24 protein-coding genes are annotated in these 26,352 nt (G+C 62.1%); 10 read left to right on the top strand and 14 right to left on the bottom strand.

The genetic code is table 11. The features are described from left to right. Positions 1–42 precede the first annotated feature (42 nt). The 3 genes from HYE77_RS26370 to HYE77_RS26360 all read left to right on the top strand — a co-directional run bounded on the left by HYE77_RS26370 (position 43) and on the right by HYE77_RS26360 (position 3,498). Entirely contained in the window at positions 43–1,380 is a 1,338-nt protein-coding gene (locus HYE77_RS26370) for a lysine N(6)-hydroxylase/L-ornithine N(5)-oxygenase family protein (protein ID WP_003208565.1), read from the top strand. A 67-nt stretch (positions 1,381–1,447) separates the two neighbouring features. Further along, positions 1,448–2,668 (top strand): putative DNA modification/repair radical SAM protein, encoded by a 1,221-nt coding sequence (locus tag HYE77_RS26365; protein WP_003208568.1) that lies wholly within the window; start codon positions 1,448–1,450, stop codon positions 2,666–2,668. After that, positions 2,665–3,498 carry a TIGR03915 family putative DNA repair protein gene (locus HYE77_RS26360; RefSeq protein WP_102369559.1) on the top strand — a complete coding sequence of 278 codons (834 nt, stop codon included), beginning with the start codon at positions 2,665–2,667 and terminating at the stop codon, positions 3,496–3,498. Before HYE77_RS26365 ends, HYE77_RS26360 begins: the two co-directional genes overlap by 4 nt. A 119-nt stretch (positions 3,499–3,617) precedes the next feature. On the opposite strand, the gene HYE77_RS26355 is transcribed toward HYE77_RS26360, so the two are convergent. From HYE77_RS26355 to ctlX, 7 genes are all read right to left on the bottom strand, one after another. Further along, the gene (locus HYE77_RS26355; RefSeq protein WP_003208571.1) at positions 3,618–4,115 is read right to left on the bottom strand and encodes an Lrp/AsnC family transcriptional regulator; all 498 of its coding nucleotides are present in this window, start codon (positions 4,113–4,115) and stop codon (positions 3,618–3,620) included. A 12-nt stretch (positions 4,116–4,127) separates the two neighbouring features. After that, positions 4,128–4,973 carry an ABC transporter ATP-binding protein gene (locus HYE77_RS26350; protein ID WP_256344069.1) on the bottom strand — a complete coding sequence of 282 codons (846 nt, stop codon included), beginning with the start codon at positions 4,971–4,973 and terminating at the stop codon, positions 4,128–4,130. A gap of 3 nt (positions 4,974–4,976) precedes the next feature. Further along, complete coding sequence (locus HYE77_RS26345) at positions 4,977–5,690, bottom strand: ABC transporter permease (protein WP_008434490.1); 714 nt, start codon at positions 5,688–5,690, stop codon at positions 4,977–4,979. Continuing rightward, a complete protein-coding gene (locus tag HYE77_RS26340) occupies positions 5,687–6,388 on the bottom strand; it encodes an ABC transporter permease (RefSeq protein WP_008434488.1) in 702 nt (233 codons plus the stop codon). Before HYE77_RS26340 ends, HYE77_RS26345 begins: the two co-directional genes overlap by 4 nt. A 160-nt stretch (positions 6,389–6,548) precedes the next feature. Continuing rightward, a complete protein-coding gene (locus tag HYE77_RS26335) occupies positions 6,549–7,328 on the bottom strand; it encodes an ABC transporter substrate-binding protein (protein WP_003212870.1) in 780 nt (259 codons plus the stop codon). A gap of 356 nt (positions 7,329–7,684) precedes the next feature. Then, positions 7,685–8,731, bottom strand: coding sequence for an ornithine cyclodeaminase (locus HYE77_RS26330; protein ID WP_003212869.1), 1,047 nt, complete (start codon positions 8,729–8,731; stop codon positions 7,685–7,687). A gap of 11 nt (positions 8,732–8,742) precedes the next feature. After that, positions 8,743–9,669 carry a citrulline utilization hydrolase CtlX gene (gene ctlX, locus HYE77_RS26325; protein ID WP_087694491.1) on the bottom strand — a complete coding sequence of 309 codons (927 nt, stop codon included), beginning with the start codon at positions 9,667–9,669 and terminating at the stop codon, positions 8,743–8,745. Between the two features lie 278 nt (positions 9,670–9,947). Between ctlX and HYE77_RS26320 the strand changes: the two genes are divergently transcribed. Continuing rightward, on the top strand, positions 9,948–10,844 hold the full coding sequence (locus tag HYE77_RS26320) for a GNAT family acetyltransferase (RefSeq protein ID WP_003212866.1): 897 nt from the start codon (positions 9,948–9,950) through the stop codon (positions 10,842–10,844). 140 nt (positions 10,845–10,984) lie between these two features. Here the strand turns inward: HYE77_RS26320 and HYE77_RS26315 are convergent, their stop codons facing one another. From HYE77_RS26315 to HYE77_RS26295, 5 genes are all read right to left on the bottom strand, one after another. Then, on the bottom strand, positions 10,985–12,004 hold the full coding sequence (locus tag HYE77_RS26315) for a branched-chain amino acid aminotransferase (protein ID WP_003212864.1): 1,020 nt from the start codon (positions 12,002–12,004) through the stop codon (positions 10,985–10,987). 195 nt (positions 12,005–12,199) lie between these two features. Next, positions 12,200–13,579: a dihydrolipoyl dehydrogenase gene (lpdA, locus tag HYE77_RS26310; RefSeq protein WP_177069814.1), complete on the bottom strand. Its 1,380-nt coding sequence runs from the start codon at positions 13,577–13,579 to the stop codon at positions 12,200–12,202. A 3-nt stretch (positions 13,580–13,582) separates the two neighbouring features. Continuing rightward, a complete protein-coding gene (locus HYE77_RS26305; RefSeq protein WP_177069812.1) occupies positions 13,583–14,857 on the bottom strand; it encodes a dihydrolipoamide acetyltransferase family protein in 1,275 nt (424 codons plus the stop codon). Beyond that, complete coding sequence (locus HYE77_RS26300) at positions 14,858–15,916, bottom strand: alpha-ketoacid dehydrogenase subunit beta (RefSeq protein ID WP_177069811.1); 1,059 nt, start codon at positions 15,914–15,916, stop codon at positions 14,858–14,860. A gap of 1 nt (position 15,917) precedes the next feature. Beyond that, entirely contained in the window at positions 15,918–17,153 is a 1,236-nt protein-coding gene (locus HYE77_RS26295; RefSeq protein ID WP_003212857.1) for a 3-methyl-2-oxobutanoate dehydrogenase (2-methylpropanoyl-transferring) subunit alpha, read from the bottom strand. Positions 17,154–17,348: 195 nt separating this feature from the next. Here HYE77_RS26295 and bkdR point away from each other — a divergent pair, with 195 nt between their 5' ends. Continuing rightward, positions 17,349–17,834, top strand: coding sequence for a Bkd operon transcriptional regulator BkdR (gene bkdR / locus HYE77_RS26290; RefSeq protein ID WP_003212855.1), 486 nt, complete (start codon positions 17,349–17,351; stop codon positions 17,832–17,834). Between the two features lie 122 nt (positions 17,835–17,956). Here bkdR and HYE77_RS26285 read toward each other — a convergent pair whose 3' ends face one another. Beyond that, positions 17,957–18,820, bottom strand: a complete 864-nt coding sequence (locus HYE77_RS26285; protein ID WP_177069810.1) for an MBL fold metallo-hydrolase — start codon at positions 18,818–18,820, stop codon at positions 17,957–17,959. Between the two features lie 179 nt (positions 18,821–18,999). Between HYE77_RS26285 and HYE77_RS26280 the strand changes: the two genes are divergently transcribed. Together HYE77_RS26280 and HYE77_RS26275 are read left to right on the top strand one after the other, a co-directional pair. Next, entirely contained in the window at positions 19,000–20,244 is a 1,245-nt protein-coding gene (locus HYE77_RS26280; RefSeq protein ID WP_087694487.1) for an FAD/NAD(P)-binding oxidoreductase, read from the top strand. A gap of 9 nt (positions 20,245–20,253) precedes the next feature. Then, complete coding sequence (locus HYE77_RS26275; RefSeq protein WP_003207794.1) at positions 20,254–21,069, top strand: sulfite exporter TauE/SafE family protein; 816 nt, start codon at positions 20,254–20,256, stop codon at positions 21,067–21,069. A 30-nt stretch (positions 21,070–21,099) separates the two neighbouring features. Here HYE77_RS26275 and HYE77_RS26270 read toward each other — a convergent pair whose 3' ends face one another. Continuing rightward, positions 21,100–21,765: a response regulator transcription factor gene (locus tag HYE77_RS26270; protein ID WP_003207796.1), complete on the bottom strand. Its 666-nt coding sequence runs from the start codon at positions 21,763–21,765 to the stop codon at positions 21,100–21,102. 237 nt (positions 21,766–22,002) lie between these two features. Here HYE77_RS26270 and ercA point away from each other — a divergent pair, with 237 nt between their 5' ends. From ercA to HYE77_RS26255, 3 genes are all read left to right on the top strand, one after another. Further along, entirely contained in the window at positions 22,003–23,166 is a 1,164-nt protein-coding gene (gene ercA / locus HYE77_RS26265; RefSeq protein ID WP_003207798.1) for an alcohol dehydrogenase-like regulatory protein ErcA, read from the top strand. After that, positions 23,150–24,520 carry a hybrid sensor histidine kinase/response regulator gene (locus tag HYE77_RS26260; protein WP_003207799.1) on the top strand — a complete coding sequence of 457 codons (1,371 nt, stop codon included), beginning with the start codon at positions 23,150–23,152 and terminating at the stop codon, positions 24,518–24,520. Before ercA ends, HYE77_RS26260 begins: the two co-directional genes overlap by 17 nt. A gap of 79 nt (positions 24,521–24,599) precedes the next feature. Further along, positions 24,600–26,078 carry a DASS family sodium-coupled anion symporter gene (locus HYE77_RS26255; RefSeq protein ID WP_102369552.1) on the top strand — a complete coding sequence of 493 codons (1,479 nt, stop codon included), beginning with the start codon at positions 24,600–24,602 and terminating at the stop codon, positions 26,076–26,078. Positions 26,079–26,352: the final 274 nt, after the last annotated feature.

Below are 26,352 nucleotides of genomic sequence, written 5' to 3'. Positions count from 1 at the left end.
TTCCCGCCCCACTGCCACGGGGCTTATCCAGAGGACACTGGAATGACACAGGCAATTGCATCGCCCGCCGTTCACGACCTGATCGGTATCGGGTTCGGCCCTTCGAACCTGGCGCTGGCCATCGCCCTGCAGGAACGCGAGAAAGCCCAGGGCAAACTGGACGTGCTGTTCCTCGACAAACAGGCCGACTACCGCTGGCACGGCAACACCCTGGTCACCCAGAGTGAATTGCAGATTTCCTTCCTCAAGGACCTGGTGACCCTGCGCAATCCCACCAGCCCTTATTCCTTCGTCAATTACCTGAAGGCCCACGGGCGCCTGGTGGATTTCATCAACCTGGGTACCTTCTATCCGTGCCGCATGGAGTACAACGACTACCTGCGCTGGGTCTCCGGGCAGTTCCAGGCGCAAAGCCGCTACGGCGAGGAAGTGCTGGCCATCGAGCCGATCCTGCATCAGCAGCAGGTAGAGGCGCTGCGGGTGATTTCCCGGGACGCCCAGGGTGAACAGCACGTGCGCACCACCCGCTCGGTGGTGGTCAGCGCCGGTGGTACGCCGCGTATTCCGGCGTCGTTCAAGGCGCTCAAGGATGACGGTCGGGTGTTCCATCACTCCCAGTACCTGGAACGCATGGCTCAGCAACCGTGTGTCGACGGCAAGCCGATGCGCATCGCGATCATCGGTGGTGGCCAGAGCGCAGCCGAGGCGTTTATCGACCTCAACGACAGCTTCCCGTCGGTGCAGGTCGACATGATCCTGCGCGGCTCGGCCCTCAAGCCTGCGGATGACAGCCCGTTCGTCAACGAAGTGTTCTCGCCGGAGTTCACCGACCTGGTGTTCCAGCAGAACGGCAGCGAACGCGAGCGCCTGGTCAACGAGTACCACAACACCAACTATTCGGTGGTGGACCTGGACCTGATCGAGCGCATCTACGGGATCTTCTACCGCCAGAAAGTCTCCGGCATTGCCCGTCACGCGTTCCGTACCCTGACCACCGTGGAAAAAGCCACGGCCGGGCCGCTGGGTGTGGAGTTGGCGCTGCGCAACAACGCCACCGGCGAAACCAGCCTCAACCATTACGATGCCGTCGTACTGGCCACCGGTTACGAGCGTCAGATGCATCGTCAGTTGCTCGCACCGTTGGCCGACTATATGGGCGACTTTGAAGTCAGCCGCGACTACCGCATCGTCACCGACGAGCGCTGCAAGGCCGGCATCTACATGCAGGGCTTCAGCCAGGCCAGCCATGGCCTGAGCGATACCTTGCTGTCGATCCTGCCGATCCGTGCCGACGAGATTGCCGCGTCGCTGTACGAACACGACCGCAGCCGCGGCAAGAGCCGTTCGGTGCAGGACGTGTTGCTGGCCACCGCCAGCTGACAGGCTGCACTTGAACCGCGGGGGCGGCTGCTGATACTGTACAAAAAACCAGTATTGGTAGAAGCCCATGCAGTTGATCGAAAAACTCAGCATCCTCGCCGACGCCGCCAAGTACGACGCGTCCTGCGCCAGCAGCGGTGCGCCCAAGCGCAGCTCGGAAGGCAAGGCGGGGCTGGGTTCCACCGATGGCATGGGCATCTGCCACAGCTACACGCCCGACGGTCGCTGCGTGTCGTTGCTCAAGGTGCTGCTGACCAACTTCTGCCTCTACGATTGCCAATACTGCGTCAACCGCCGCTCCAGCGACGTGCCCCGTGCACGCTTCAGCCCGGAGGAGGTGGTGACCCTGACCCTCGACTTTTACCGGCGCAACTGCGTCAGCGGGCTGTTTCTCAGCTCCGGCATCATCCGTTCGGCCGACTACACCATGGAGCAGCTGGTGCGGGTGGCCAAACTGCTGCGCGAAGAGCATGACTTTCGCGGCTATATCCACCTCAAGACCATTCCCGAAGCCGACCCGGCACTGATTGCCGAGGCGGGGCGGTATGCCGATCGCCTCAGCGTGAATATCGAGTTGCCAACGGACAAGAGCCTGCAAACCCTGGCGCCCGAGAAGCAGATCGTCTCGATCAAGCAGGCCATGCAAACCATCTATACCGGTGAGCAGACCGTGCTCAACGAACCCCGCGCGCCGCGTTTCGCGCCGGCCGGGCAGAGCACGCAGATGATCGTCGGCGCCGATGACACCGACGACAGCACCATCCTCCACAGCGCCGAGGCGTTGTACGGCAATTTCAAACTGCGCCGGGTGTATTACTCGGCGTTCAGCCCGATCCCCAACAGCCCGAAAAGCGTGCCCCTGGCCGCGCCGCCGCTGATGCGCGAGCACCGCTTGTACCAGGCGGATTTCCTGTTGCGCAGCTATGGGTTCAGCGCCAATGAACTGTTTGAAGGGCCGGGCGACCTGGCCCTGGATATCGACCCCAAGCTGGCCTGGGCGCTGGAGCACCGCGAGGTGTTCCCGCTGGACTTGAACCGGGCCGAGCCGACGCTTATTGCGCGCATTCCCGGAATTGGCCTGCGCACCACCCAACGGCTGGTGGACCTGCGTCGCCAGCGCAAGATCCGCTTCGAAGACCTGGCGCGCATGCGGTGTGTGCTGACCAAGGCCAAGCCGTTTTTCATCACCAGCGACTACCACCCGCAGCAAGCGGAAAGCACCAGCGTGCTGCTGCGCGAACAACTGCGCGACCGCCCGCAGCCGCAGCAAATGGGGCTGTGGGGATGATCAGCCTGGAATGCGACAACCTGTTCAGCACATGGCGCGAGCAGGCGCGCTGGTTGCTCAGCCATCAGATCGACCCCAGCCACGTGAGTTGGGGCGTGGCCGAGGTGGCGGACCTGTTTGCCACCGACGAGCAGTACCCGGCCGAGTGCGGGCCGTTCCAGGCGCGGATTCCCAAGGCGCTGCTGGAGCTGCTGGAGTCTGCCGCGTGTTATCACGGTGAACAGCGCTGGAGCCTGTTGTATGAGGTGCTGTGGCGCGTCAGCCATGGGGACCGCACGGCGATGATGTCGGGGGACAAGCTGGGCAGCGAATTGCAGCGGCGGATCAAGCAGGTGCAGCGCGAGGCCCATCACCTGCATGCGTTTGTGCGGTTTATCGCATTGCCGGCAGAGGCGGGGCCGCAGTTGCCGGAGTACGTGGCGTGGCATGAGCCGGCCCACGATATCTTGAAGGTGGCCAGCCAGCATTTTGTCGGGCGCATGGGGCGTCATCGCTGGATGATCGCCACGCCCCTGGATGGGGTTTATTACGACGGGGAGCAGTTGATTCACCAGCGGCAATGCCCAGTGGAATGGCAGGCGTTGGCGCAGAATGTCGAGGATCCCCACAGTGCGATGTGGTTGACGTACTACAGCCATATCTTTAACCCGGCGCGGTTGAATCCGAAGGTGATGGAAGGGCATTTGCCGAGCCGGTTCTGGAAGAATCTGCCGGAGGGCAAGTTGATTCCGGGGTTGATCAGCGAGGCGCGTACGGGCAAGCAGCGGGATGGGCAGGCGAAGCTGATTGGGGCGCGTCCAGGCAAGCGAATTTCAAGCGGGCACGGTTAAATGTGGGAGCGGGCTTGCTCGCGAATGCGGTGTGTCAGCAGCACATCCAGCGACTGATACACCACATTCGCGAGCAAGCCCGCTCCCACATTTGATCTCTATTGCCTGTAGGGGCGGATTCAGGCCAGTTCGGTGGCGGTGTTTTTTACGACCGCCAGCTCGGGATGCGCCACCAACTTATCGATGTGCAATTCATCGTTGTTGAGCCAGGTTTCCGTCAGCACGCGGTAGTGCTCCATGTCCCGGCAGCGCATGCGCAGGCTGTAGTCGAACGGCCCGCTGATCAACTGGCACTCGAACACTTGCGGGCAGGCTTTGACACATGCCTCGAACGCCTTCTGCGCCGAGCGCCCGCTCTGGTTGGAGAGGGCCACCAGCACCAGCAGTGACAGCCCCGGCGAGACCATCTGCACGTCGATGATCGCCCCATAACCCCGGATGACCCCGCGTCGTTCCAGCTTGCGTACCCGTTCCAGGCACGGCCTGGGCGTCAGGTGCACCAGCGACGAGAGTTTTTCGTAGGTGATGCGTCCCTGGTGCCGTAACACGTCGATGATGGCTTCATCGATGCGGTCCAGCACAGGTGAGGCGTTCGGTCCGGTGGCCTTGGTATCCATGGTGTGTGGTGTTCACTTCAATCGGTTGGAAAGAAATTGCTGCAAGCGTTCGCTGTTCGGCTGGTCGAGGATATCCGCTGCGCCTTGTTCCTCGACGCGGCCCTGATGCAGGAACAGCACTTGGCTGGACACCTGGCGGGCAAAGCCCATTTCGTGGGTGACCATGAGCATGGTACGACCTTCCTCCGCCAACGTCTGTATGACTTTGAGCACTTCTCCTACAAGTTCAGGGTCGAGGGCCGAAGTGGGTTCGTCGAACAGAATGATCTCCGGTTCCATCGCCAGGGCCCGGGCGATGGCCACGCGCTGTTGCTGGCCGCCGGAGAGGAATGCCGGGTATTGGTCCGCCACCCGGCCCGGCAGGCCGACCTTGTCGAGGTACAGGCGTGCGCGTTTTTCCGCCTCGGCGGCGCTCACCCCCAGCACCCGGCGCGGCGCCATGGTGATGTTTTCCAGCACGGTCATGTGGCTCCACAGGTTGAAGTGCTGGAACACCATGGCCAGGCGGGTGCGCAGGTTCTGCAATTGCGCCTGGTGCGGCGCGCGCGTGCCGGCGCGGCCTTGCTGCATTTCGATGCTGATGCCATCGAGGGTGATAACCCCGGCGTCCGGCTGTTCGAGGAAGTTGATGCAGCGCAGCATCGTGCTCTTGCCGGAGCCGCTGGCGCCGATCAGGCTGATCACGTCGCCGTTGCGCGCGTTCAGTGAAACGCCCTTGAGCACCTCATGCTCGCCATAGCGTTTGTGCAGGCCTTCGACCTGGAGTTTGACGTTGGCGTTTTCGGCCACGGCGACCGGCTGGGTAGCGGGGCGTACATCGGTGGGATAAGCGGCCAGGGCCTGCGCGGACTGATTCATGGGTTAGCCTCGGGTAGGAACAAGAAAACGCATCCAGCGACGTTCGGCCAGTCGAAACAGGCCCACCAGTGCAAAGGACAGCAGCATGTACAACAGGGCAGCGATGCCGAAGGCCTGGAACGTCAGGAACGTCTCGGCGTTGGCGTCGCGGGCCACCTTGAGGATGTCGGCAATGGTGGCGGTGAACGCCAGGGACGTGGCGTGCAGCATCAGGATCATTTCATTGCTGTAGGCCGGCAGTGCGCGACGCAGTGCGGCGGGCACTACCACAAACAGGTTCAGGCGCCAGCCATGCAGGCCGTAGGCCTTGGCGGCTTCGATCTCGCCGTGGGGGATGTTGCGAATCGCCCCGGCAAAGATTTCCACGGTGTAGGCGCACGTGTTCAGTACAAACGCCAGCAGCGTGCAGTTCAGTGCATTGCGAAAAAACTGGTTGAGCAGGGCGTTGTCCTGCACCACGTCCAGGCCGTAGAGGCCGGTGTAGCAAATCAGCAACTGGATATACAGCGGCGTGCCGCGAAACAGGTAGGTGTAGACCTCCACTGGCCAGCGAATCCAGAAGTGTTCCGAGACCCGCGCGATCGCCAGCGGGATCGACAGAAAGAAGCCCAGCACCACCGAGATAATGAAGAGCCACAGGGTCATCGCCACCCCGGAAAAGCCGTTACCGTCGGTGAACAGGTAGGCCAGGCCGTATTGCTGGATCAGTTCGATCATCGCACCATCCCCTTGATGCCCACGTTGTAGCGCCGTTCCAGGCGTTTGAAGATGCGGTTGGAGAGGGTGGTGATCACCAGGTACACCAGGCCCGCGAGGATCAGGAAATACAGCGGGTCATTGGTGGTCTTGCCGGCGTTTTGTGCGGCCTTGACCAGGTCTGACAGGCCGATGATCGACACCAGCGCGGTGGACTTGAGCAGCACCAGCCAGTTGTTGCCCAGGCCCGGCAGGGCAAAGCGCATCAGTTGCGGGAACAGCACCAGGCGAAAGCGCTGCCAGCGGCTCAGGCCGTAGGCGGTGGCGGCTTCGAGTTGGCCGGCGGGCACGCTGAGAATCGCCCCGCGAAAGTTTTCGGTGAAATACGCACCGTAGATAAAACCGAGGGTGATGACACCGGCGGTGAACGGGTCGATTTCGAAGTAGGCCCAGCCGAGCATTTCACTCAGGTCGTTCAGCCACAGTTGCAGGCTGTAGAAAATCAGCAGGATCAGCACCAGGTCCGGCACGCTGCGAATCAGCGTGGTGTAGAGCGTGGCCGGAACCCGCAGCAGCTTGACGCTGGAGAGCTTGGCGGCGGCGGCGAGCAGTCCCAGGGACAGGCTCAGCAGCAGCGCCAGGAACGCCAGCTTGACCGTCATCCAGGCACCCTGGGCCAGCAGCGGGCCGAAGCCTTGCAAGTTGAGGAGTTCATTCATGGGAAGTATCTCGATGGGGCGCAGAGTTTTACTGTGGGAGCGAGCTTGTGTGGGAGCGGGCTTGCTCGCGAAGACAGCGTTTCAGTCAATACATGTGTGACTGACCCACCGCTTTCGCGAGCAAGCCCGCTCCCACACAAGCTCGCTCCCACAGGAGGCGTCACTCGTTGTAGATATCCTGATCGCCGAAGTATTTCTTCTGGATCTGTGTGTAGGTGCCATCGGCCTGGACGGCGGCGATGCCTTTGTTGATCAGCTCCACCAGGTCCTTGTCGTTCTTGCGCAGGCCCATGGCGATGTCGAGCGGCAGGGTCGGGTCCTTGAAGGCCGGGCCGGTCTTGAAGTCGGCGCCTTCAGGTTTGGACAGGAAGTTGAGCTGGGCTTCAAGCTTGTCGGTCAGGGTGGCGTCGAGACGACCGTTTTGCAGGTCGGCGTAGTTCTGTTCCTGGGACTGGTACGCCTTGATCTGCGCGCCGAGCTTGGCCAGGTGCGCACGGGCGTAGGCTTCCTGCAGCGAGCCTTGCAGCACGCCGACCTGTTTGCCTTTCAGGGATTCGGGGGTGTCGCCGAAGTCGGCGCTTTTGCGGGTGATCACCGAGGTCGGGCTGAGGAACAGCCGGTCGCTGAAGTCGATGACTTTCTGGCGGGCCGGGGTCACGGCCATGGAGGACATGATGGCGTCGAACTTGCGGGCGCGCAGGGCCGGGATCATGCCGTCGAATTCGTTGTGGACCCACACGCATTTGACTTCCAGCTTGGCGCAGATGGCGTTGCCCAGGTCGATGTCGAAACCTTGCAGGCTGCCGTCGGCGGCGACGGATTCAAACGGTGGGTATTCGGGGAAAACCCCAAAGCGGATTTCTTTCCATTCCTGAGCCTGGGCAGCGGTTGCGGCCAATGGCAGGAGCAGCGCAGCGAAAAGTGATCGGAGCGGAGTCATGTGTATTCCCTATATTTTGTAATTGATGTCAGGGCAGTAGAAAACGGGACGCTAAGGTGAAGAGGCTTTTTGTGGCGAGGGAGCTTGCTCCCGCTGGGCTGCGCAGCGGCCCCAAAATCCTGGGAGCGCTACGCACTCCAGCGGGAGCAAGCTCCCTCGCCACATTGGGCTGTTTGTTGTCAGAGAGAATGCTTCAAGATGGTGCGTTTTTTGTGTCGTTTACCCCTGCCGCGGCGGGCGGAATGTGCTGTTAAAACGCGGGTCACAGCGGAAACGGCTGCGGCACCCGCTGAATCGGCTTGTTGACCGGGTTTTTCCGGCCTGCCTTTCACGCAAAGCGGCAGGCCAGAGCGGTCTCAGGCGCGCTTTTTCTGCTGTGCCACCGGTGCTTGGGCCAGGCGGGCAAACAGGTCCTTGGGGTCGGCAAGGTCCGGCACCAGTTCCAGTTCGCTGCCCACGTCCAGCGCCTTGGCCACGTCCAGTACGTAACGCAGGGCGGAGTAGTCTTCGATGGCAAAACCTACCGAGTCGAACAGGGTGACCTGGCGCGCGTTTTCGCGGCCTGGCGCCTGGCCGTTGATCACTTGCCACAGCTCGGTGACCGGCGAATCCTCCGGCATGTGCTGGATCTCGCCTTCGATGCGGCTTTGTGGCTCGTACTCGACAATCACGCGGGCCCGTTCGACGATTCGTCGGTCCAGTTCGGTCTTGCCGGGGCAGTCGCCACCGACGGCATTCAGGTGCATGCCCGGTTCGATCATCTCGTCCGTGAGGATGGTGGCGTAGGCCTTGTCGGCGGTGACGGTGGTGACGATGTCGGCGCCTTTCACGGCTTCGGCAACGCTGCCTGCCAGGATCACCTTGATCGCCGGGAAGGCTTTGAGGTTGGCGGCCAGTTTGGCGGTGGCCTTGGCGTCGATGTCGAACAGGCGGATTTCAGTGATGCCCAGCATCGCGTGGAAGGCCAGGGCCTGGAACTCACTCTGGGAGCCGTTGCCGATCAGCGCCATGCTGCGGCTGTTGTCCCGGGCCAGGTAGCGCGCCACCAGGGCCGAGGTGGCGGCCGTGCGGATCGCGGTGGTCAGGGTCATTTCCGCCAGCAGCACCGGTTTGCCGGTGTCCACATCACCCAGGGCGCCGAAGGCCATGACGGTGAGCATGCCGCTCTGGGTGTTTTTCGGGTGGCCGTTCACGTATTTAAAGGCGTACAGCGACGCGTCGGACACCGGCATCAGCTCGATCACGCCCTCGGGGGAATGGTTGGCCAGGCGTGCGCATTTTTCAAAGTCCTGCCAGCGCAGGTAGTCGGCGCGGATGTACTCGGCCATCTCGGTAATGCAGGTTTGCAGGCCTTTTTGCGAAACCAGGTAGCTCAAGTCGTTGACGTCGATATAGCGGGTCATGGGAAGACTCCTTATTGAAATGAAGGGCGGGCGGGCAGATGTACTTCCGCCAACATGCAGCGGGCACTGCCGCCGCCGATGCGTTCGATGTTGTCGATGTTCACCACCACCGGCCGGGTGTGACGCTCCACATGCTGACGCTGGGCGGGCTTGAGCGAGCCCCAGGCGCTGGCCGACATCACCAGCAGCGGCTGGCCGTCGCGGTCGTGGACTTCCAGCATGTTGCCGGCGAAGGCTTCCAACTGATCGAAGTCCAGGGCGACGATGTCTTTGCCGGTGTCCCGCAGGGAGCGTTCAAGGGCCTGGCGCTCGTGGTCATCGGGCAGGGCTTGCAGGCACACCACGGAGAGGTCGCGGCCGACACTCATCATTACGTTGCTGTGGTAGATCGGCGCGTGGTGGCGGTCGACGGCGTGGAATACGCAGACCTGGTAGTCAAGGCGTTCGGCGAACTGGCGCAGGGCATCCTGATGGGTACGCCCGGAATGGCAGGCGTAGCTGATGCGGTGCTGGCGGTCGAGGACCATGCTGCCGGTGCCTTCGAGGAACATGTTCTGTTGTTCGAGGTGGCTGAAGTCGATGGTGTTGTGGATCGCGAAGCGTTGCTCCAGCACTTGCAGCACGCCTTTGTCGCGTTCCAGTCGTCGGTTCCGGCCTTCCATCGGGTACAGCACCAGGCTGCCGTCGGCGTGGCTGCTCCACCAGTTGTTGGGGAAGATCGAATCCGGGGTATGGGGAGCGGGGGTGTCTTGTACCACCAGCACTTCCACGCCGTGGTGGCGCAGGGTGTCGACGTAGCCGTCGAACTCTTCCAGCGCTTTCTGCTGTGCCGCCAACGGGTCGAGGGGCGCACGCTGGAAGCGGTTGTTGATCGCGGTGTCCGGGTTGAAGGCGAAGTGCGCCGGGCGGATCATCAGGACGGTGTTGGTGGTTTGCATGGGGGCACGGGTCCATGGGTTGGGCAGTGAGGCTATTTTGTGCGGTGTGAAGGAAGAATCCCGGCTGAACTGAGGGGGTGGCTCAGCCGGGAAAGCTGAAAAGTGGGGTGGGGCAGCCGAATCGGCTGTGGAGGTGAGTGGAGATCAAAATGTGGGATTGCTCGCGAAAGCGGTGGGTCAGTTAATAAATTCGGTGGCTGATACACCGCCTTCGCGAGCAAGCCCGCTCCCACATTGGTATTGTGTTGCCTGAGGTTTTTTGTCTGGATGGAGAAACCATGCCCACTGAAGTTCGTCTCGCCCAAACTACCGATGCCGAGGGCATCAGCCAGGTCATCCTGGCGGCCCTGCATGACAGCAACGCCCGGGATTATCCGGCGGATGTGATTGCGCGGGTGGCGAGCAACTTTACTCCCGAGGCTGTCGTGGCGTTGCTCGCGCGTCGAACGGTGCTGGTGGCTGTTCAGGATGAGGTGATCGTTGCCACGGCGGCACTTGACGCCAATGTGGTGCGCTCGGTCTTCGTCAATCCGGCGCTGCAAGGGCAGGGCATCGGGCGCTTGCTGATGATTGAAATCGAGCTGCGCGCCCGGGAAGCCGGGGTGACCTTGTTGCATGTGCCGTCTTCGCTGACGGCCGAGCCGTTCTACACCAAGCTGGGTTTCCACACGGTGCGCGATGTCTACCATGGCAATGAACGCACGCTGGTGATGGAGAAGGCGTTGTCATCCCGCCATCCCATCGGCGTCTATCGCGATCGGGCCCATCGGGCGCAGGTGGTGGCGTTGTGGCAGGCGGCGTTTGGTTATGACGCGGCGCATAACCTGCCGAGCCTGGCGATCGACAAGAAGCTGGCGGTCAACGATGGGTTGTTCTTCGTGGCCACCGACAAGAAGGCGGTGATCGGCACTATCCTCGCCGGCTACGACGGGCATCGTGGCTGGTTGTATTCAGTGGCGGTGCACAACGACTATCGCCGCCAGGGCCTGGGCGCCTCGTTGGTGCGGCATGCGGAGCAGGCGTTGACGGCGCTGGGTTGCATGAAGATCAACCTGCAGATCACCAGTGGCAATGACGCGGTGATGGGGTTTTATGAGGCGCTGGGTTATGGCGCGGAGCCGCGGATCAGCATGGGCAAGAAGATCCTGGAAAACATCCCGATGGATAAGGCCTGAACGTCGGTTTTCCAAACACTGAAATCAAAATGTGGGAGCGGGCTTGCTCGCGAATGCGGTGTATCAGTCAATAAATCTGTCGACTGACACTCCGTATTCGCGAGCAAGCCCGCTCCCACAGTTTGGTTTTGCAGTGTTGCTTAGACCTTGACGATCCAGCCCTCAGGCGCTTCGACGTCGCCGGACTGTACGCCAGTCAGCTCTTTGTAGAGCTTCTGGGTGACCGGGCCGACTTCTTTTTCGCTGTAGAACACGTGCAGCTTGTCTTTGTACTCGATGCCGCCGATCGGGGTGATCACGGCGGCGGTGCCGCAGGCGCCGGCTTCCTTGAAGTCCGACAGCTTGTCGATCAGCACGTCGCCTTCAACCACTTCCAGGCCCAGGCGCGATTTTGCCAGCTCGATCAGCGACAGGCGGGTGATGCCTGGCAACACCGACGGCGAGTTCGGGGTGACGAACTTGTTGTCGTGGGTGATCCCGAAGAAGTTGGCCGAGCCGACTTCTTCGATCTTCGAGTGGGTGGCCGGGTCGAGGTAGATGCAGTCGGCGAAGTTGGCTTTTTTCGCCAGGGAACCGGGCATCAGGCTGGCGGCGTAGTTGCCACCGACCTTGGCTGCGCCGGTGCCGTTGGGAGCCGCACGGTCGTAGCCGGAGATCAGGAAGTTGTGCGGGGTCAGGCCGCCCTTGAAGTAGGCGCCGACCGGGATGCAGAAGATCGAGAAGATGAATTCCGGCGCGGTGCGCACGCCGATGTTGTCACCGGTGCCGATCACGAACGGGCGCAGGTACAGCGCGCCGCCGGTGCCGTACGGCGGGATGAACCGCTCGTTGGCGCGGACCACTTCCTTGCAGGCTTCGATGAAGGCGTCGGTCGGCACTTGTGGCATCAGCAGGCGGCCACAGCTGCGCTGCATGCGCGCAGCGTTCTGGTCGGGGCGGAACAGGTTGATCGAACCGTCCTTGCAGCGGTAGGCCTTGAGGCCTTCAAAGCATTGCTGGCCGTAGTGCAGGGCGGTGGAGCCCTCGCTGATGTGCAGCACGTTGTCGTCGGTCAGGGTGCCTTTTTGCCACTCGCCGTCTTTCCAGGTCTGGAGGAAACGCTTGTCGGTCTTGATGTAGTCAAAACCCAGCTTGTCCCAATTGATGCTTTCGTTACCCATGACACCCTCTATCTTTTGTCAACCGCCTGGTCGAAGGCAGGCTTATGGTTTATTTCTGGATGGGCGCAACAATACTTCATTCTTGGCTTGTGTGGGAGCGGGCTTGCTCGCGAATGCGGCGTGTCATTCGATGCATTCGGTGCTGATCCACCGCTTTCGCGAGCAAGCCCGCTCCCACATTTGAACTTCGCCATTTTATAGGTGCAATGCATGCCCCAGGGCCCGCAGGGCTGCTTCCTGTACCGCTTCGCCGAGGGTCGGGTGGGCGTGGATGGTGCCCGCCACGTCTTCCAGGCGTGAACCCATTTCCAGGCTCAGGCCGAAGGCCGTGGACAGTTCCGAGACGCCAACGCCTACCGCCTGCCAGCCGACGATCAGGTGATTGTCGCGGCGCGCCACTACCCGCACGAAGCCGGTTTTCGACTCCAGGGTCATGGCCCGGCCATTGGCGGCGAACGGGAAGCTCGACACGATGCAGTCCAGCCCGGCCGCCCTGGCTTCGTCCGGGGTCTTGCCGACCACTACCAGTTCGGGGTCGGTGAAGCACACCGCCGGGATCGCGGCCGGGTTGAATTCGCGGGATTTACCGCTGATCAGTTCGGCGACCATTTCGCCCTGGGCCATGGCCCGGTGGGCGAGCATCGGTTCACCGCTGAGGTCGCCGATGGCCCACACATTGCGCATGCTGGTCTGGCAGCGGCTGTCGATCTTGATCGCCGAGCCGTTCATGTCCAGGTTCAAGGCTTCGAGGTTCCAGCCCTGGGTGTTGGGTTTGCGACCAACGGCAACCAGCACCTGGTCGGTTTCCAGCGACAGCGTCTCGCCGCTGGGGTCGCGCACTTGCAGGGTATTGTTCTCGAAACCGGTGACGCTGTGTTTGAGGAACACCTTCACCTCCAGTTGCTTCAGGGATTCGGCCACCGGTTGGGTCAGTTCGGCGTCGTAGGCCGGCAAAATCCGGTCCTGGGCCTCAACCACGCTGACCTCGGCACCGAGCTTGCGATAGGCAATCCCCAATTCCAGGCCAATGTAGCCGCCGCCCACCACGATCAAGCGTTTCGGGATGCGTTTCGGCGCCAGGGCTTCGGTGGAGGAGATGATCGGCCCGCCAATCGGCAGCATCGGCAGGTTGACACTTTTCGAGCCGGTGGCCAGCAACAGGTGTTCACACTGGATGCGCTGGTCGCCGACAACGACGGTCTTGCCGTCCACGACCTTGGCCCAGCCCTGGATGACCTGGACCTTGTGTTTTTTCAGCAGCGCGGCAACGCCGGTGGTCAGGCGGTCAACGATGCCGTCTTTCCATTCAACGCTTTTGCCGATGTCCAGGGTCGGCACATCGACTTCGATACCCAACGGCGAACCCTGGCTGTGGTGCACGGTTTGCTGGAACTGTTCGGCGACATGGATCAGCGCCTTGGACGGAATGCAGCCGATGTTCAGGCAGGTGCCGCCCAGCGATTGGCCTTCCACCAGGATGGTCGCGATGCCCAGCTGGCCGGCGCGAATCGCTGCCACGTAACCGCCAGGCCCGCCGCCGATGATCAGCAGCGTGGTGTGCAATGTTTGAGACATGGGTTACTCCAGGAACAGGCTGGCGGGTTGTTCGAGCAGGCCACGGATGGCCTGGATGAATTGCGCCGCGTCCATGCCATCGACCACCCGGTGATCGAAGGAGCTGGAGAGGTTCATCATCTTGCGGATCACAATCTGGCCCTTGATCACCATCGGCCGCTCGACAATGCGGTTGACCCCGACGATGGCCACTTCCGGCAGGTTCAGCACCGGGGTGCTGACAATCCCGCCCAACGCACCTAGGCTGGTCAGGGTGATGCTCGAGCCCGACAGCTCATCGCGACTGGCCTTGCCATTGCGCGCCGCATTCGCCAAGCGATTGATTTCTTGCGCCGTGCCCCACAGGTCGCGGGCTTCGGCGTGACGCACCACCGGCACCATCAGGCCGACATCGCTCTGGGTGGCGACACCCACATGCACTGCGCCGAGGCGGGTGATGACCTGGGCTTCGTCGTCATAACGCGCGTTGATCTGCGGATAGTCGCGCAATGCGACGACCATGGCCCGCACCAGGAACGGCAGCAGGGTCAGCTTGCCGCGGGTAGCGCCGTGTTTCTCGTTGAGGTGCACGCGCAACTCATCGAGGGCGGTGACGTCGATCTCTTCCACATAGCTGAAATGCGCGGCGCGCCGGGTGGCGTCCTGCATGCGCTGGGCGATCTTGCGGCGCATGCCGATCACCGGGATTTGCTGCTCGTCGTTGCGTTCGGCGTACGGGTTGGAGGCCCCGGAATTTTTCGCCGGACCCTGGAGCAAGTAAGCGTCCAGATCTTCATGCAGAATCCGGCCGGCCGGGCCGGAGCCCTGGACCAGTCGTAGCTGGATGCCAGCATCCAGCGCATGTTTGCGCACGGCCGGGGAGGCCAGCGGGCGGTCATCGGCCTCGCGGGCCACGGGCGCTTGCGCAGCCACCACCGCAGGTTTGGCTGCCGGCTTGGGCTCAACCACGGGCGCGGCCTTGGCTTCAACTTTCGGCGCCGGTGCGGGTACCGGCGCGAGGTCTTCAACCACTGCCGATTCCCGGGTATTGCCCGCGCCTTCCACCTCGATACTGATCAAAACACTGCCCACCGCCATGACTTCCCCCGGCTCGCCGCCGAGGGAAATCACCTTGCCGTGCACCGGCGACGGAATGTCCACCATGGCCTTGTCGGTCATCACGTCCGCCAGCACCTGGTCTTCTACCACCAGGTCGCCGACCTTGACGTGCCATACCGACAATTCAACTTCTGCGATGCCTTCGCCAATGTCCGGCATCTTGATAACGTGCGTGCCCATTCAGACCTCCATAACCCGATGCAAAGCCGTGCCCACACGGGTCGGGCCAGGGAAATACGCCCACTCTTGCGCGTGGGGATACGGGGTATCCCAACCGGTGACGCGCTCGATCGGCGCTTCCAGGTAGTGGAAGCAATGCTCCTGCACCAGCGCCACCAGCTCGGCGCCGAACCCGCAGGTACGGGTGGCTTCGTGAACGATCACGCAGCGACGGGTTTTCTTCACGGAATTGACGATGGTTTCCAGGTCCAGCGGCCACAGGCTGCGCAGGTCGATGACTTCGGCGTCGATGCCGGTTTCTTCGGCGGCGACTTGCGACACATACACCGTGGTGCCGTAGGTGAGGATCGTCACGTCCTTGCCCGGGCGGGCGATGGCGGCCACATCCAGCGGCACGGTGTAGTAACCGTCCGGCACCTGCGCTTGCGGGTGTTTCGACCACGGGGTTACCGGGCGGTCGTGGTGGCCGTCGAACGGGCCGTTATACAGGCGCTTGGGTTCGAGGAAGATCACCGGGTCATCGTTTTCGATGGAGGCGATCAGCAGGCCCTTGGCGTCGTAAGGGTTGGACGGCATCACCGTGCGCAGACCGCAGACCTGGGTGAACACCGCTTCAATACTCTGGCTGTGGGTCTGGCCGCCGTAGATGCCGCCGCCGCAGGGCATGCGCATGGTCAGCGGTGCCGTGAACTGGCCGGCCGAGCGATAACGCAGCCGGGCCGCTTCGGAAATGATCTGGTCGGTGGCGGGGTATACGTAGTCGGCGAACTGAATCTCGGCCACCGGCCGCAGGCCATAGGCGCCCATGCCGACCGCCACGCCGACGATCCCGCTTTCGGAGATCGGTGCGTCGAACACCCGCGAGGTGCCGTACTTGTTCTGCAGGCCTTCGGTGCAGCGGAACACACCGCCGAAGTAACCGACGTCCTGGCCGAACACCACCACATTGTCGTCTCGCTCAAGCATCACATCCATGGCCGAGCGCAAGGCCTGGATCATGGTCATGGTCGTGGTGGTCATGGCGGTTTCCAGCTCGATATTGTTGTTGTGATCGTTCATGTCAGATCCCCAACTCTTGACGCTGGCGCTTCAAGTGCTCCGGCATCTCTTTATAAACGTCTTCGAACATGGTCGCGGCGCTTGGAATCTGGCCACCGGCCAGGGTGCCGTACTGTTCGGCTTCTTTCTGGGCCTTGAGCACTTCGGCTTCAAGTTCGGCACTGACCGCCGCGTGTTCCTCTTCGGACCACTGACCAATCTTGATCAGGTGCTGCTTGAGGCGGGCGATCGGGTCGCCCAGCGGGAAGTGGCTCCAGTCGTCGGCGGGACGGTATTTGGACGGGTCATCGGAGGTGGAGTGCGGGCCGGCACGGTAGGTCACCCATTCGATCAGGGTCGGGCCCAGGTTGCGGCGGGCACGTTCGGCGGCCCAGGCGGAGGCGGCGTACACCGCGACAAAGTCGTTGCCGTCCACCCGCAGGGAGGCGATGCCGCAACCCACGCCGCGTCCGGCAAAGGTTGTGGCTTCACCGCCGGCAATGGCCTGGAAGGTGGAGATCGCCCACTGGTTATTCACTACGTTAAGAATCACGGGTGCCCGGTACACGTGGGCGAAGGTGAGGGCGGTGTGGAAGTCGGACTCAGCGGTGGCGCCGTCGCCGATCCAGGCCGAGGCAATCTTGGTATCGCCCTTGATGGCCGAGGCCATGCCCCAGCCCACGCCTTGTACGAATTGGGTGGCGAGGTTGCCGGAAATCGTGAAGAAGCCGGCATCTTTTACCGAGTACATGATCGGCAACTGGCGGCCCTTGAGCGGGTCGCGCTCGTTGGACAGCAGCTGGCAGATCAGGTCTACCAGCGGCACTTCCCGGGCCATCAGGATGCTTTGCTGGCGATAGGTGGGGAAGCACATGTCGTCGATGTTCAAGGCCAGGGCCTGGGCGCTGCCGATGGCTTCTTCGCCGAGGCTTTGCATGTAGAACGACATCTTCTTCTGACGCTGGGCGACCACCATGCGGTTGTCGAAGATCCGCGTCTTGAGCATGGCGCGCATGCCCTTGCGCAGAATCTCGACTGGCACGCCTTCAGCCCATGGGCCGAGGGCCTGGCCTTGATCGTCGAGCACGCGAATCAGGCCCTTGGCCAGGTCGGCGGTGTCGGCGGGTTCTACGTCGATTGGGGGTTTGCGCACCAGGCCAGCGTCAGTCAGGCGCAGGTAGGTAAAGTCGGTCTTGCAGCCTGGGCGGCCCGAGGGTTCGGGAACGTGCAGGCGCAGTGGTTCGTACTGCTGAGTCATGGCTTTCTACGCTCTATCTTGTGAATTTCTTGTAGTGGGCGCGGTAGCTGACAGTCCTTCTTCGGGTAGAAGAAATCTTGTCCTACAACAATCATAGGCTCGGCTCAGGAGAATATTTATCTCTGTTTCATTGCGTTGGAGATCATTTGGGGATAAAAAAACTGCATAAACATAATAAACAGGTGGTTTTGTCTCATGCGCAAACTGGACCGTATCGATATCGGCATTCTGAACGCCCTTCAGGAGAACGCCCGCATCACCAACGCCGACCTGGCCCGCTCGGTCAACCTGTCGCCCACGCCGTGTTTCAACCGGGTCAAGGCCATGGAAGAACTGGGGCTGATTCGCGACCAGGTGACGCTGCTGGACGCCGACCTGCTGGGGCTGCACGTCAATGTGTTCATCCACGTCAGCCTGGAAAAGCAGAACGAATTGGCATTGCAGCAATTCGAAGGGGCGATTTCGGATCGCCCCGAAGTGATGGAGTGCTACCTGATGGCCGGCGACCCCGATTATCTGATTCGGGTGCTGGTGCCGACCATCCAGTCCCTGGAGCGTTTCATGATGGACTTCCTGACTAAAGTCCCGGGTGTCGCCAACATCCGCTCCAGCTTTGCCCTCAAGCAAGTGCGCTACAAGACCGCGCTGCCGCTACCGGCTAACGGCATCAACCTCGGCTAACGAACGACACAAAACAAATGTGGGAGCGGGCTTGCTCGCGAATGGGGAGTGTCAGTCACCGAAAATATAGACTGATACACCGCATTCGCGAGCAAGCCCGCTCCCACATTTTGTAGTGCATTTCAAAGCTGGTTGAGGGGAATCTTCAAATAAACCACCCCATTTCCTTCCGCCGGCGGCATCACCCCGGCCCGCACATTCACCTGAATCGCCGGCAACAACAGCGTCGGCATGCCCAACCCGGCATCCCGCGTGGTGCGCATCTCGACAAACGCCGCCTCATCCACCCCGTCATGCACATGAATATTCCCCGCCCGCTGTTCAGCCACCGTGGTCAGGCACTTGGCTGCGCGTCCTGCGGGCGGATAGTCATGGCACACATAAAGGCGGGTTTCAGGCGCGAAGGCCAACAGCTTGCGCATCGACCCATACAGCTGGCGCGCATCCCCACCAGGGAAATCGCAGCGCGCCGTGCCCACGTCCGGCATGAACAGCGTGTCGCCCACCAGAATCAACTGGTCATCAATCAGGTAAGCCATATCCGCCGGCGTATGCCCCGGCACATGCAGCGCCTGGGCCTTCAGGTTGCCGATGTGAAACACCTCATCCGGCGCAAACAGATGGTCGAACTGCGACCCATCCACCCGAAACTCCGGCTCCAGGTTGAACAGGTTCTTGAACACTCCCTGCACCTTGCTGATGGACTGGCCAATCGCGATCTTGCCCCCCAGCTGGCGACGCAAATAAGGCGCAGCCGACAGATGATCCGCATGGGCGTGGGTTTCCAGCAACCACTGCACCTGCAAGCCATGCTCGCGCACAAACGCGATCACCTTGTCCGCCTGGCCGGTGCCGGTGCGTCCGGAGGCCGGGTCGTAGTTGAGCACCGAATCAACGATGGCGCATGGGCCACCGTCCGTTTCATAGACGACGTAGGTGTAGGTCGACGACGCCTCGTCCAGAAAGGATTGAATCAACGCTGACATGACGGGTTTCCCAGATAGCTAATGGCGACTTACATTCAGTTAGGTTTCCACATAACCTTGTGAGCTTAAGTGAATTAAAGGACCCGAGGCAAAGGATGGCATCGTGGTGGCAAACAGCTAGGGCGTGGTGCCATACGGCAACGACCCTTGCGTGCATTAACTGAAAAAGGCCATAGACCATGAACGACCAACACTGGGGACCTACCATCAGTGGCGATATCGTTGTCATCGGTGGCGGCTCGGCAGGCATCGGCCTGCTGGCCAGCCTGCTCAAGCGCGACCCGCACCTGAACATCATCCTGATCGAGCCCAGCGACCACCACTACTACCAGCCGGCCTGGACCCTGGTGGGCGGTGGGGCTTATGACGTTACCAGGACCGTGCGCCCCATGGCCGACGTGCTGCCCAACGGCGTCACCTGGATCCAGGCCGCGGTCAGCGAATTACTGCCCGACGAGCAAACCCTGGTGCTCGACAGTGGCCAGCGCGTCAGTTGGAAGAACCTCATCGTGTGCCCGGGCCTGCGCCTGGCCTGGGAGAAGATCGAAGGCCTGCAAGAGACCCTCGGCCGGCATGGCGTAACGTCCAACTACAGCTATGAGCACGCCGCCTACACCTGGCAGCTGGTGCAGCAACTCAAAAATGGCAAGGCGATCTTTACCCAACCGGCCATGCCGATCAAATGTGCCGGCGCTCCGCAAAAAGCCATGTACCTGTCGTGCGATCACTGGCTCCGCCAGGGTGACCTGAAAAACATCAAGGTCGAATTCAACCTGGCTGGTGCCGCCTTGTTCGGCGTGCCGACCTTCGTGCCGCCGCTGATGAAGTACGTTGAAAAGTACTCGGCGCAACTGGCATTCAACTCCAACCTGGTCAAGGTCGACGGCCCCGCGCGCAAGGCCTGGTTCGAAATCAAGGACGCCGAAGGCAATGTGCGCGTCGAAGAGAAAACCTTCGACCTGCTGCACGTCGTCCCGCCACAGGTCTCGCCGGACTTCATTCGCCACAGCCCCCTGGCCGATGCCGCCGGCTGGTGCGAAGTGAATCCCCAGAGCCTGCAACACCTGCGCTACCCGCACATCTTCGGCCTGGGCGATGTGTGTTCCACCACCAACGCCAAGACCGCCGCGGCGGTGCGCAAGCAAATCGTGGTGGTGGCGGAAAACCTGCTGGCCCTGCGCAGACAGGCACCGTTGCCCCTCAAGTACGACGGCTATGGCTCCTGCCCGCTGACCGTGGAGAAGGGCAAGGTGGTGCTGGCCGAGTTCGGCTATGGCGGCAAGTTGCTGCCGACCTTTCCCCTCGACCCGACTGTGGCGCGGCGTTCGGCGTGGTTCCTCAAGGCGAGTTTCCTGCCGTGGTTCTACTGGAACGGCATGCTCAAGGGCCGCGAGTGGCTGACCCGTCTGGCCAAGGTGGATTGAGGCAACCCTATGCTGCTGGCAAGTTTTCTGGGCGTGTTGATGGGGTTGGTCATGGGCTTGACCGGTGCCGGAGGCGGCATTCTTGGTGTCCCGGCCCTGGTATTGGGGCTGGGGTTGACCATGACCCAGGCCGCGCCCGTGTCGTTGTTCGCGGTGGGCGCGGCCGCTGCCGTGGGGGCTGTCGACGGTTTGCGCCATGGCCTGGTGCGTTACCGCGCGGCGCTGCTGATTGCGCTGCTTGGCGCGCTATTTTCGCCGCTGGGGGTTTTCTTCGCCCACCAGATGTCGGAGAAAGTCCTGATGGGCCTGTTCAGTGCGCTGATGGTGCTGGTGGCCTGGCGCATGCTGCAACGGGAGAAGCTTGAGGCCGGGCCGAGCGACCACGGCACCGCGTCCTGGGGCCAGAAGAACTGCATGCTCGATCAACAGACCGGGCGCTTTTCCTGGACCGCCAAATGCACCGCCACCCTGGCCGCCCTCGGCGCAGTGACCGGTGCGGTATCGGGCCTGCTCGGCGTGGGCGGCGGCTTCCTGATCGTACCGGCCTTCAAGCAACTGACCGATGTGCAGATGCGCGGCATCGTCGCCACCTCGCTGATGGTGATCAGCCTGATCTCGTTGATCGGCGTGATCGGCGCGTTTCATGCCGGGGTCAGTATCGAGCCGATGGGCTGGGTGTTTATCGGGTCGAGCATTGTCGGCATGTTGGCGGGGCGGCGCCTGTGCTCGGTGATCAAGGCGCGCACCTTGCAGGTGGGTTTTGCCACCCTGTGTGTGCTGGTGGCGGCGGGCATGCTGTTTCGGGCCCTCATTCAGGTGCCTTGAAATGCGGTCAGCATCCCGCCCCTACGGGTATCAGCGCCGCAGGTAGGCACCAAAGTCGATGTCCCCGGCGCTGAGAATCGCCTGCACCCGATTGTGCACGTTCAACTTGCGCAGGATCGCCGAGACATGGGCCTTCACCGTGGTCTCGGCAATCTCCAGGCTATAGGCGATTTGCTTGTTCGAGTCACCCTTGGTCATCCGCTCCAGCACCAGCAATTGCTTGCGGGTCAGGGCCTGCAGCAGCTCCGGTGCAAGCCCCAGGCAATCATTCATGCGCCGTTGCCCGCCGATTTTCTGGCTGCGAATAATCTCCGGCGGCAAATACACATTGCCGTTGAGAATCTGTTGGATTGCCTCGGTCATCTGCAGCCTGGGCGAGGACTTGGTGATAAACCCCACCGCGCCATAGGTGATGGCTTGCAGCACGACCTGCTTGTCCTGCTCGGCGGACACGATCACCACCGGAATCGTCGGCGACTCGTTGCGCAGGTTGATCAGGCCATTGAGGCCGTGCATGCCCGGCATGTTCAGGTCCAGCAGGATCAGATCCAGATCGTCGTGCTCCTGGCTCATGGTCAGGGCGCTGTCCAGGTCGCCGGTTTCCATCACTTCGCTGCCCGGGAACCCGTCGCTGATGACGTTGTGGATCGCCTCGCGAAACAGTGGGTGATCGTCGGCTATCAGAATTTTGTACATGGACGTTCGCCTTATTGTTTTTGCTTATTCAAGCAGGTCCGATCCATAGGGTCATGCGCCCATTACATGCCAGTCTCGATGCCTTGGGAATGCGACGATAGAGAGGGGAATCAGTACCAAAGTAGTAGATCGTGCCGTACGTCGCGGTTTCAGCGCCACCCATTGGTCTGATTGCATTCAGTGTCGGATGGGTTAGTGTGGAGCGCATCTTCCAGAATAATAAAAACAGGCTTACCAATGAGCCCGAACCTGAGTCTCCTGCGTAAATTCGTTTCCCCTGAAATCATCTTTGGCGCCGGCTGCCGGCACAACGTAGGCAACTACGCCAAGACCTTTGGCGCGCGCAAGGTGTTGGTGGTGAGTGATCCCGGCGTGGTTGCTGTCGGCTGGGTGGCCGATGTCGAGGCCAGCCTGCAAGCCATCGGCATCGACTACTGCCTGTACACCGCCGTTTCGCCCAACCCCCGGGTTGAAGAGGTGATGCTCGGCGCCGAGGTCTACCGTGAAAACCATTGCGACGTGATCGTCGCCGTCGGTGGCGGCAGCCCGATGGACTGCGGCAAGGCCATCGGCATCGTGGTCGCCCATGGCTGCAGCATCCTCGACTTCGAAGGTGTCGACACCATCCGCGTGCCGAGCCCGCCGCTGATCCTGATCCCGACTACCGCGGGCTCCTCGGCGGATGTCTCGCAGTTCGTGATCATTTCCAACCAGCAGGAGCGCATGAAGTTCTCCATCGTCAGCAAGGCGGTGGTGCCCGATGTTTCACTGATCGACCCGGAAACCACGGCGAGCATGGACCCGTTTCTCTCGGCCTGTACCGGCATCGATGCGCTGGTGCATGCCATCGAGGCCTTCGTGTCCACCGGCCACGGCCCGCTGACCGATCCCCACGCGCTGGAAGCCATGCGCCTGATCAATGGCAACCTGGTGCAGATGATCGCCAACCCCGGCGACATCGCCCTGCGGGAGAAAATCATGCTGGGCAGCATGCAGGCCGGGCTGGCGTTTTCCAACGCGATCCTCGGCGCGGTGCATGCCATGTCCCACAGCCTTGGCGGCTTTCTCGACCTGCCCCATGGCCTGTGCAACGCGGTGCTGGTGGAACATGTGGTGGCGTTCAACTACAGCGCGGCACCGGAGCGTTTCAAGGTGATTGCCGAGACCTTCGGCATTGATTGCCGGGGCCTCAACCACCGGCAAATCTGCGGCCGGCTGGTGGACCATTTGATCGCGTTGAAGCATGCGATCGGCTTCCATGAAACCCTCGGCCTGCATGGGATTCGAGTGGCGGACATTCCCTTTCTGTCGCAGCACGCCATGCACGACCCGTGCATCCTTACCAACCCGCGTGAGTCCAGCCAGCGTGACGTCGAGGTCGTCTATGGCGAAGCTCTCTGACGATCAGCAACGGGCACTCGCGGGGCTCCTGGGGCTGGGCAACCACTCGGCGCGCAAGAGTCATTACCCCGAACTGACCGCGCGCCTCGACGAGCTGGAAGCCGAGCGCAATCGCTACATCCGCCTCAACGACGAATTGGAACAGCGGGTCGCGGCGCGTACCGACGAGTTGCTGGAAGCCAACCGCAACCTGCAACAGCAAATCGCCCAGCGCGAGAAGATCGAGCAGGACCTGCGCGATGCCCGGGATGCCGCCCAGGCCGCCAACCGCAGCAAGGACAAATACCTTGCCGCCGCCAGTCATGACCTGCTGCAACCCCTCAACGCCGCACGCTTGCTGATTTCCACCCTGCGCGAGCGCAACTTGCCCAGCGTCGAACACGTGTTGGTGGAGCGCACCCATCAGGCCCTGGAAGGCGCCGAGGATTTGCTCACCGACTTGCTGGACATTTCCCGACTCGATCAAGCGGCGGTCAAGCCGGACATCGCCCTGTACCGTCTCGACGAACTGTTCGCACCGCTGGTCTCGGAATTCCAGTCGGTGGCCGCGGCGTCCGGGCTGAACCTGCGGGCGCGTACAGGCCATTACGCAATCAACACCGACCTGCGGCTGGTGACGCGGATCCTGCGCAATTTCCTCAGCAACGCCTGCCGCTACACGAGCGCGGGCTCCATCCTGCTGGGCGCCCGCCGCCGGGGTGAGCGGTTGCGCCTGGAGGTGTGGGACACCGGGCGCGGAATTGCGGCGGACCGCCTGGACGCCATCTTCCTGGAGTTCAATCAACTGGACGTGGGCCGCGCCGCCGACCGCAAGGGCGTGGGACTGGGGTTGGCGATTGTCGAGCGTATCGCCGAGGTCCTCGGTTATCCGGTGGCGGTGCGTTCGTGGCCGGGGCGCGGTTCGATGTTCAGCATCGAAGTCCCCATCAGCGAGGACATGCCGCTGCCCATCAGTGTGGTGGCCGCGCAACCGAGCACCGGCAACCCGTTGCCGGGGAGGCGGCTGCTGGTGCTGGACAACGAAGTCGGCATCCTCGACAGCATGAGCGCGCTGCTTGGGCAGTGGGGCTGCGAAGTGGTCACTGCGACCGATCAGGCCGGCGCACTGGTTGCGTTGCAGGGCCGGGCACCGGAGCTGATTCTCGCGGACTATCACCTGGACCATGGCGTGGTGGGCTGTGAGGTCGTGCACCAGTTGCGCGAGCATTTTGGCTGCAGGATTCCGGCAGTGATTATCACCGCCGACCGCACCGACCAATGCCGCCGTGCATTGCAGCGCCTGGACGTGCCATTGCTGAACAAGCCGGTCAAGCCCGGCAAGTTGCGAGCGGTGTTGACCCAGTTATTGGCCTAGCCACTTGATACCCGTCAACACCGGGCGTGACGCTTTGCCTCATGCTGTGGGCCAGATTTCACGGCCGACGGAGAACCCCATGAGTGCCCCCGCAACAACAGCTGCTTCATTCAAGTTGCCCCTGGGCCTGGTGGTCGGCGTACTGGTGATGGTCGGCGTGCTGCTGTTGCCGCTGCCGGCCGACTTGCCGGTGGCCGGGCACCGGATGCTGGCGATCCTCGCGTTTGCGGTGGTGGTATGGATCACCGAAGCGGTCTCCTACGAGGCCAGCGCGATCATGATCACCTCGCTGATGGCGTTTTTGCTCGGCACTGCGCCGTCGCTGCAAGAGCCGACGCACCTGATCGGTTCCAGCCCGGCGATCAGCATGGCGTTGACGGGGTTTTCCAACCCGGCGCTGGCGCTGGTGGCCGGCGCGTTGTTTATCGCCGCAGCCATGACCCATACCGGGCTGGACCGGCGCATCGCGTTGGTCACCCTGACCCGGGTGGGTACCAGCACCCGGGGCATTCTCGTCGGGGCAGTTGCCGTGACCATCCTCTTGAGCCTGGTGGTGCCCAGCGCCACGGCCCGCAGTGCGTGTGTGGTGCCGATCATGATGGGGGTGATTGCCGCGTTTGGCGTGGACAAACGTTCGAATATTGCGGCCGGGATCATGATCGTCGTGGCCCAGGGTACGAGCATCTGGAACGTCGGTATCCAGACGGCGGCGGCGCAGAACCTGCTGACGGTTGGCTTCATGGACAAGATGCTGGGGCAGCGGGTGTCGTGGATCGACTGGTTGATCGCCGGGGCGCCGTGGGCGCTGATCATGTCGGCGGTGTTGTTGTTTTTGGTGTTGAAGCTGCTGCCGCCGGAGAGTGACAGCATTCCCGGAGGCAAGGAGGCGGTGGCGCAATCGCTGGTGGACATCGGGCCGATGACGGGGCCGCAGAAGCGCTTGCTGACGGTGTCGGTGCTGCTGTTGCTGGCGTGGGCGACTGAGGGGCGGTTGCACAGCTTTGATACGACCTCGACGACGTATGCCGGGCTGGTGTTCTTGCTGATGCCGGGGATTGGGGTGATGACCTGGAAGGATGTGCAGTCGCGGATTCCGTGGGGCACGGTGATTGTGTTTGGGGTTGGCATCAGCCTGGGTACGGCGTTGCTGACCACCCAGGCGGGGCAGTGGCTGGGGTCGCAGGTGGTGGCGCATACCGGGTTGGACCAGGTGGGGCCGCTGGGGGTGTTTGCGATTCTGGGGGTGTTTTTGATCGTGATTCATTTGGGGTTTGCCAGTGCCACGGCGTTGACCTCGGCGTTGTTGCCGATTTTGATTGCGGTGTTGCAGACGTTGCCCGGGGAGTTCAGTCGGCTGGGGATGACGATGTTGCTGGGGTTTGTGATGAGCTACGGGTTTATCCTGCCCATCAATGCGCCGCAGAATATGGTGTGTTTGGGGACCGGCACGTTTACGGCGCGGCAGTTTGCCAAGGTCGGGATTTTGGTGACGTTGATTGGGTATGGGTTGATGTTGGTGTTTGCGGCTACGTATTGGAGTTGGTTGGGGTGGATTTGAGGTGGGGGGCATATCCGTTATTTCGGTAACGGCCGCTGATGGTTCCGCTCTTACAGCGGCCTACCGGCCGGCTTGAGTGTTAAAAACAGAGGCAAGATCCAGGGCGAAAGCAGAGCTGCTTTTCTGTGGGAGCGGGCTTGCTCGCGAAGAACCTGAGAGCGCCGCGTTCATTCAGGATGCCCGCGTCATCGTTAACGACCTTCGCGAGCAAGCCCGCTCCCACATTTGACCGTGCCCGCTTTAGCTTTTGATTTACAACACTCAAGCCGGCCGG

Origin of the sequence: Pseudomonas sp. IPO3774 (assembly GCF_013386835.1) — a bacterium.
Classification (GTDB): domain Bacteria; phylum Pseudomonadota; class Gammaproteobacteria; order Pseudomonadales; family Pseudomonadaceae; genus Aquipseudomonas.
Note: the sequence above shows the minus strand (reverse complement) of the source record. Positions and strands in the feature narration are given on the sequence as shown.

What these genes read in the sequence shown, in the direction of transcription:
- HYE77_RS26295 (WP_003212857.1), bottom strand. Translation starts at nt 17,153, where the DNA reads ATGACTCAGCAGTACGAACCACTGCGCCTGCACGTTCCCGAACCCTCG.
- HYE77_RS26315 (WP_003212864.1), bottom strand. Translation starts at nt 12,004, where the DNA reads ATGGGTAACGAAAGCATCAATTGGGACAAGCTGGGTTTTGACTACATC.
- lpdA (WP_177069814.1), bottom strand. Translation starts at nt 13,579, where the DNA reads ATGTCTCAAACATTGCACACCACGCTGCTGATCATCGGCGGCGGGCCT.
- HYE77_RS26300 (WP_177069811.1), bottom strand. Translation starts at nt 15,916, where the DNA reads ATGAACGATCACAACAACAATATCGAGCTGGAAACCGCCATGACCACC.
- HYE77_RS26320 (WP_003212866.1), top strand. Translation starts at nt 9,948, where the DNA reads ATGCCCACTGAAGTTCGTCTCGCCCAAACTACCGATGCCGAGGGCATC.
- HYE77_RS26335 (WP_003212870.1), bottom strand. Translation starts at nt 7,328, where the DNA reads ATGACTCCGCTCCGATCACTTTTCGCTGCGCTGCTCCTGCCATTGGCC.
- ctlX (WP_087694491.1), bottom strand. Translation starts at nt 9,669, where the DNA reads ATGCAAACCACCAACACCGTCCTGATGATCCGCCCGGCGCACTTCGCC.
- HYE77_RS26340 (WP_008434488.1), bottom strand. Translation starts at nt 6,388, where the DNA reads ATGAATGAACTCCTCAACTTGCAAGGCTTCGGCCCGCTGCTGGCCCAG.
- HYE77_RS26360 (WP_102369559.1), top strand. Translation starts at nt 2,665, where the DNA reads ATGATCAGCCTGGAATGCGACAACCTGTTCAGCACATGGCGCGAGCAG.
- ercA (WP_003207798.1), top strand. Translation starts at nt 22,003, where the DNA reads ATGAGCCCGAACCTGAGTCTCCTGCGTAAATTCGTTTCCCCTGAAATC.
- HYE77_RS26370 (WP_003208565.1), top strand. Translation starts at nt 43, where the DNA reads ATGACACAGGCAATTGCATCGCCCGCCGTTCACGACCTGATCGGTATC.
- HYE77_RS26350 (WP_256344069.1), bottom strand. Translation starts at nt 4,973, where the DNA reads ATGAATCAGTCCGCGCAGGCCCTGGCCGCTTATCCCACCGATGTACGC.
- HYE77_RS26305 (WP_177069812.1), bottom strand. Translation starts at nt 14,857, where the DNA reads ATGGGCACGCACGTTATCAAGATGCCGGACATTGGCGAAGGCATCGCA.
- HYE77_RS26330 (WP_003212869.1), bottom strand. Translation starts at nt 8,731, where the DNA reads ATGACCCGCTATATCGACGTCAACGACTTGAGCTACCTGGTTTCGCAA.
- HYE77_RS26255 (WP_102369552.1), top strand. Translation starts at nt 24,600, where the DNA reads ATGAGTGCCCCCGCAACAACAGCTGCTTCATTCAAGTTGCCCCTGGGC.
- HYE77_RS26270 (WP_003207796.1), bottom strand. Translation starts at nt 21,765, where the DNA reads ATGTACAAAATTCTGATAGCCGACGATCACCCACTGTTTCGCGAGGCG.
- HYE77_RS26280 (WP_087694487.1), top strand. Translation starts at nt 19,000, where the DNA reads ATGAACGACCAACACTGGGGACCTACCATCAGTGGCGATATCGTTGTC.
- HYE77_RS26355 (WP_003208571.1), bottom strand. Translation starts at nt 4,115, where the DNA reads ATGGATACCAAGGCCACCGGACCGAACGCCTCACCTGTGCTGGACCGC.
- HYE77_RS26365 (WP_003208568.1), top strand. Translation starts at nt 1,448, where the DNA reads ATGCAGTTGATCGAAAAACTCAGCATCCTCGCCGACGCCGCCAAGTAC.
- HYE77_RS26285 (WP_177069810.1), bottom strand. Translation starts at nt 18,820, where the DNA reads ATGTCAGCGTTGATTCAATCCTTTCTGGACGAGGCGTCGTCGACCTAC.
- HYE77_RS26345 (WP_008434490.1), bottom strand. Translation starts at nt 5,690, where the DNA reads ATGATCGAACTGATCCAGCAATACGGCCTGGCCTACCTGTTCACCGAC.
- HYE77_RS26275 (WP_003207794.1), top strand. Translation starts at nt 20,254, where the DNA reads ATGCTGCTGGCAAGTTTTCTGGGCGTGTTGATGGGGTTGGTCATGGGC.
- HYE77_RS26260 (WP_003207799.1), top strand. Translation starts at nt 23,150, where the DNA reads ATGGCGAAGCTCTCTGACGATCAGCAACGGGCACTCGCGGGGCTCCTG.
- bkdR (WP_003212855.1), top strand. Translation starts at nt 17,349, where the DNA reads ATGCGCAAACTGGACCGTATCGATATCGGCATTCTGAACGCCCTTCAG.